Below are 5,600 nucleotides of genomic sequence, written 5' to 3' on the forward strand. Positions count from 1 at the left end.
GAAGCCCAAGACGCCAGAGAGCCCCTGGGCGGTGACGGGCCTGTACTTCTACGACAATGGGGTGCTCGACATCGCCGCCGAGGTGAAGCCCTCGGAGCGGGGCGAGCTCGAGATCACCTCCGTCAACCAAGCCTATCTCGAGCGCGGTCAGCTCCATGTCGAGCGGATGAGCCGCGGCTACGCGTGGCTCGACACCGGCACGCATGACAGCTTGCTGGAAGCGGGCGAGTTCGTGCGGGTGTTGCAGCGTCGGCAGGGGCTTCAGGTCGCCTGCCTCGAAGAGATCGCCTACCTGCAGGGCTTCATCGGCCGCGAGCAGTTGCAGGCGCGCGGCGAGCTGTTCGTCAAAACAAATTACGGACAAGATTTGCTTAGGCTTGCTAAATTCGAATTGAGTTTTTATTAGACAAAAACTTACTTATGTTATTGTTGATTTATAAGCCGACTACAACTAACGTCACGATCCACAAAGGTAGAATGCTAATGCTGTTCTCGACAAAAAAAACTAACAAAAGAAATATCTCTATTGTAGGCAATTCCATATTGTTCGACGCCGAATATTACAGACTTACGTATGGTGTAAAAAGGTACAGGAATGCCGCTAAGCATTTCTGTGATATTGGCTGGAAGATGGGCTTCAATCCTTCGCAGCACTTTAATACGTCTTACTATATTAAGTCGTATAAAGATGTAGCAAGCAACAACGTCAATCCGCTTGTGCACTATCTTAAGCACGGCGGGAAGGAAATGAGAAGACCAAGCGATAAGTTCGATGTTCAATCATACTGCGCGGCACATCCAGAGGCAATGGAGTCCGGCAAAACTCCTGCTGAACATTGCCTGGCGACATATGGGAATTACCATTGGCGGCGCGATCTTGATGTTTCTGACGCTTCACCAGGCGCTGCTGATAATTTCTTACCCTATTTTGACAAAGAATTCTATCTTTCGCACAACCTAGATGTGGCTCAAGATGGGATAGACCCCTTTTTGCACTATATCGAATTTGGACAATACGAAAGTAGGGATCCATCACCCAATTTCGACACTTTTTATGTTCGAAAAGAACTAAAAAAGGCGGGCAAAATAAGCCAAAACATTATTAATGAACATGCTAATATTGCAAAATTACAGCCTGCAAAACTCTGCAATGCAGAGGCCGTGTTATTCGACATCAATGACGGTCAACCAGCAGTCAAACAGCGTGTCCATAATTTGAGTCTATGCGTGCACGTGCATTGTTTCTATCCTGAGCTGATAGCAGAACTGATTCCAGGATTTAACAACTTGCCGATTGGTTCGGCGGTAGTCGTAACTGTCACAAAACAAGCTGATAAAGAATTCATTCAAAACTGTCTAGCTAACTTCAAAGGAGGATACGATCTGCACGTTCGCGTCGTGCCCAATCGCGGGAGAGATATTGCTCCGTTTTTGATTGGTTCTCGAGATATATGGGAAAAATATGATATCGTTTTGCACCTTCACACTAAGAGAAGTACTCATGTGTACTGGGGAGATGAATGGCGTCGATACCTTTACGACCAGATTCTCGGCTCTCATCAACTTGTAGACAATGTAATTTCATATTTTGAGCAAAATAACACCCTCGGATGCCTGTATCCTCGTAATTTTTATAGAATTAAAGAATTTGTCGATGTTGAAAACAATATGAGTCGCATTAAAAATTTCCTTGAATCCGTCAATTGTGGAAACGGTCCGCTGGTCCAGCCTGATTATCCGGCTGGATCCATGGCTTGGTATCGCACCAAAGCTCTATCAGGCTTATTGAAAAACCCTCGTGACATTGACCGATTCGAGGAAGAGTCCGGTCAAGTAGATCTAACTTTCGCACATGCTCTCGAACGAATTCTGACACTAGTCACTCGCGGATCCGGCTTTGAAGTTAGAAACTATATAACGCAGATTAGAAAAAGACTAGTTCCTATAGAAGGGTTGCCTATCCGTGAAAGTAGCGCGGAGAAGAACAGCTCTCTTTGGCCGCGTGATACGCCTAAGATTGCGCAAAATCCACCCGCAGCTGTTAAGCCGATAAATTTGACTTTCAATCCGGAGCAACTCGATATTCATTGGATTCTTCCAGCGTTCTCTCAAGCGGGAGCTGGCGGGCACATGACAATTTTTCGGATGGTAGAGTTTCTGGAGCTTTTTGGTCATAACCAAACAATCTGGTTTCAAAATGCTGCCCATCTTGCAGATCAGGCGGAAACAAAACGTCGGATACAGAGCTGGTATCGTCCCATCAGTGATCGGGTTCGCGTTCGGTTCCTTCCTGATGATATCAGGCAAATTTCGGCAGATGTATTGATTGCGACTGACTGTTGGACTGCGTTTCCTGCCGCACAGGTAACTAACGTAAAAGAACGATTTTATCTTGTTCAAGATTTTGAACCAATGTTTCATCCCGTAGGTGAATTGTATCTGCTTGCCGAGATGACATATAAATTTGGATTCTCTAAGTTATGTGCTGGGAATTGGCTCCTAAGCCTTATGCAAGCTCGTGGGGCATGGGCTCGTGGTTGGGAATTGTGCGCCGACCATGAAGTTTATTTTCCGGGTGTTTTCAAAAAAGAGCTTTCCGGAACTGTTCGAATCGCCTTTTATTCCCGTCAGTATACGCCTAGGCGGGCTGTTACGCTCGGGTTTGCTGCATTTGAACTATTGCACAAGCAAGGATTTAAATTGCATGTAGATTTATTTGGAGAAGAAGATCTTGGAATAAATTACTCGTTTCCATACACTCAGCATGGAATTCTATCTCCAGATAAACTGAGTGAGATTTATAGGTCGTGCGATATCGGAGTTGTTTTTTCATCGACTAACTACTCCCTGATACCGCTCGAAATGATGGCTTGCGGACTTCCAGTTGTTGAAGTTGATACAGAGAGTACACGTGCGATTTTCAAGAACGGAGAGGTTTATTTTGCACTTCCATCACCTTATAGCATTGCTGATGCTGTTCGTACCCTATCATCGAGCTCGACGCTGAGATTGGAACAACGACAGGCTGGATTGGATTTCACTAAGAAGACGTCCTGGGAAAGAAGTGCACGTTCACTTGAGGCAGCGCTAAAAGAAAGATTGCACGAGAAGGGCTATAAATCTCTAGTGCCCGCCGCAATCACTAAGCCAATGACATCCACCAATAGGACTGCAACAGTATTTATCCCAACATTCAACGCTGGACCTGAGTTCGAGAATGTCCTAAGCGTGCTTTCATCTCAAGTTTGTGACTTTGAATATGAAATATTAATTGTCGATAGCGGTTCTATGGATGGAACGGCTGATTTAGTCCGAAAATTTGCCTCGAGCAAAATCAGGTGCGAGTCAATTGATCAGTCGCAATTTCAGCATGGAAAGACACGTAACCTTGGATTCGAGTTGTCCGACAGCCAATATGTCGCTTACATAACGCAGGACGCTTTGCCGAAAGATAATTATTGGCTCTCTAATCTCATTAGAGGTTTCGGGTATGGGCCGCGAATCGCCGGTGTTATTGGTCGACATGAGGCTTACCCACATCATGATCAATTCGTACATAGAGATATTGATCAAATGTTCAATTTATTATCGCTACTTCCCAATGTGATCGATCACCAAGTGGGCTTGCCCAGCTTTATGTATCCTGGAAGTCGAGATTGGGGTATGCTAATGCGGTTCTACTCTGATAATAATTCTGCGATGAGTAGGTCTGTTTGGAATATTCTTCCGTATCCGGAAGTAGACTGGGGCGAAGATCAGATTTGGGCAGAAGAAGTTCTACGACTAGGCTATCAAAAAGCTTACACTAACGATGCTATTGTTTATCATTCTCATGCTTTCGATCTGCGTCAGCAGTATTCTGTATCAGCTACAGAAGGTCGCTTTTGGGCGGAGCACTTCGGTTTACAGCTCCACGAAAATGCAGATGCTGCTATTTTCGATCTCGACGAACGAGATCGTGCTTTCGCACTGAGAAATGGTATTGAAAGCCAATTATTGCAGAAAAGATTGCTGTTCAACCGCGCTACCGTGCAGGGTAGGCAGTTTGGCTATAACCAGGTAAAGCCTCCTTACTGGCCCTCTGCGAGCTGATTAAGCTGGATTTCCTTTTGGTTGGAGATCCGCGCTCGATTACTTTTTAGAGCAGCGCGCAAGCGGGTTGTGACGTTTCTGAAGTTGAAGTGTTGAAGGGGGTGAAGGACTACGCCGATGCCTTCACCCCTGTCTGTCGATTAAAGCGAGCGTATTATCTTAGCTGTTTCATAAGTCTCGTCCTGTCGTTAGATTGTTGCCCGGCCCGGGGTTATTGCGTTAAAAGCTAGAACGTTTCCAGGTTAATGTGGATCGTATCCTGCCGCATTACGACGGCGCCCCGCGTCGGCGAAGCCTGATGGACTGACGTCCCCCCATCGCTTTGGTCCGGCCTGAGTGCGAGTTTTCCGGTTTTGTGAGACCCTGATGGGAGGAGCAGAGCCGTGAAGAAGAGCAGGTTCACCGAGGAGCAGATCGCCTTCGCGCTGAAGCAGGCCGTGACCGGTACGCCGGTCGCGAAGGTGCTGCGCCGGATGGGCATCTCCGAGCAGACCTTTTACCGCTGGAAGAAGCTCTACGGCGGCTTGGGGACGGGCGAACTGCGACGGCTGAAGCAACTCGAAGACGAGAACCGCAAGCTCAAACAGCTCGTTGCCGATCTGAGCCTCGACAAACACATCCTGCAGGACGTACTCGCAAAAAAGCTCTGACGCCTGCTCGGCGGCGCGAGCTCGTGCACCAGGTTCAGGAGGCGCACGGGGTGAGCGAGCGGCGCGGCTGCGCCGCGCTCGGCGTCGGCCGGTCGGGCGTCCGCTACCGCTCGACCAAGCCCGATCAGGCACCGTTGCGGATGCGCATCTGCGATCTGGCCAAGAGCCGGGTGCGCTACGGCTACTTCCGGATCTACATCCTGCTGCGCCGGGAAGGCTGGCGGGTGAATCACAAGAGGGTCCACCGCCTCTACCGGGACGAGGGCTTGAGCCTGCGGCTCAAGCGACCGCGCCGGCACGTCAGCGCGGCACACCGGGAGCGTCAGCCTGCCGCGCTACGGCCGAACGAACGTTGGTCGATGGACTTCGTCTCCGACGCGCTGTTCGACGGACGCCGGCTGCGGGCCCTGACGGTCGTCGATGCGTTCACGCGCGAGGCCCTGGCGATCGAGGTCGACCAAGGCATCAAGGGCGAGCAGGTTGTTGCCGTCGTCGGCCGCTTGGCGCTGCTGCACGGAGCACCGTGCGCGATTCAGGTCGATAACGGGCCTGAGTTCGTCTCGAAAGCCCTCGACCGCTGGGCCTACGAGAACGGTGTCACGTTGGACTTCTCGCGCCCTGGCAAGCCGACCGACAACGCACTGGTCGAGTCGTTCAACGGCCGCCTGCGCGACGAGTGCCTGAACGCGAACTGGTTCTTGTCGTTGGCCGACGCGAGGAGCAAGATCGAGACGTGGCGGCGGCACTACAACGAGAGCCGTCCTCACACCGCCCTGGGGTGGCGAACGCCCCAGGAGTTCGCCTTGGCGGCGGCCCTGCAGGCCGCCGAATGAGATCCGGAAGCTCACCTTTCGGCCG

The 5,600-nt window shown here is 50.2% G+C and carries 3 protein-coding genes and 1 pseudogene; all 4 read left to right on the top strand.

The window, feature by feature from the left end; translation table 11 throughout:
- Window positions 1-406, top strand: a 406-nt coding sequence (locus MKK50_RS00015) for a sugar phosphate nucleotidyltransferase (protein WP_499019508.1), incomplete at its 5' end; no start/stop codon positions are given.
- 77 nt (window positions 407-483) lie between these two features.
- Window positions 484-4,092, top strand: coding sequence for a rhamnosyltransferase WsaF family glycosyltransferase (locus MKK50_RS00020; RefSeq protein WP_499019511.1), 3,609 nt, complete (start codon window positions 484-486; stop codon window positions 4,090-4,092).
- Window positions 4,093-4,529: 437 nt separating this feature from the next.
- Window positions 4,530-4,628, top strand: a pseudogene (locus MKK50_RS00025) (transposase); the annotation flags it as partial.
- Window positions 4,595-5,575: an IS3 family transposase gene (locus tag MKK50_RS00030; RefSeq protein ID WP_499019513.1), complete on the top strand. Its 981-nt coding sequence runs from the start codon at window positions 4,595-4,597 to the stop codon at window positions 5,573-5,575. The pseudogene MKK50_RS00025 and the gene MKK50_RS00030, both read left to right, overlap by 34 nt.
- Window positions 5,576-5,600: the final 25 nt, after the last annotated feature.

The organism is Methylobacterium sp. J-043, from assembly GCF_022829505.1.
GTDB lineage: Bacteria > Pseudomonadota > Alphaproteobacteria > Rhizobiales > Beijerinckiaceae > Methylobacterium > Methylobacterium extorquens_A.